The sequence below is a fragment of the Lonepinella sp. BR2271 genome (genome assembly GCF_051851515.1).
In the GTDB taxonomy this organism is placed as follows: Bacteria; Pseudomonadota; Gammaproteobacteria; order Enterobacterales; family Pasteurellaceae; genus Lonepinella.
In genome coordinates this window covers 1-387 of the sequence record NZ_JBPDVF010000033.1, presented here as the reverse complement: position 1 = coordinate 387, position 387 = coordinate 1, and the positions used below count along the sequence as shown (strand labels likewise).

The 387-nt window shown below is 46.8% G+C and carries 1 protein-coding gene; it reads left to right on the top strand.

The window, feature by feature from the left end; translation table 11 throughout:
• A partial coding sequence (locus tag ACTG7X_RS11070) for a DDE-type integrase/transposase/recombinase (protein WP_439258494.1) occupies positions 1-387 on the top strand: 387 nt, incomplete at both ends.

Sequence of the window (387 nt, the reverse complement as noted above, 5' to 3'; positions counted from 1 at the left end):
CCACTTGGTGTGTGGACTTTAAAGGGCAGTTTGAGCTTGGCAATAAAGCCTATTGTTATCCGTTAACCGTGACGGATAATTTTAGCCGCTTTTTATTGTGTTGCCATGGCTTACCTAATACACAAGCGGATGCCGTTATTAAGCTGTTTGACCGCTTGTTTGGCGAATACGGTATGCCTTATGTTATTCGTAGCGATAACGGTTCGCCGTTTGCTTCAAGAGCGTTAGGCGGCATCAGTCGTTTATCCAAGTGGTGGATTGACTTGGGCATTCGTCCAGAGCGAATTGAACCTAGTCATCCAGAGCAAAATGGACGACACGAGCGTATGCACCGCACGCTAAAAGAGCGCTTAGACAAGGTTGAAAAAGACCTTGCGGCTCAACAAG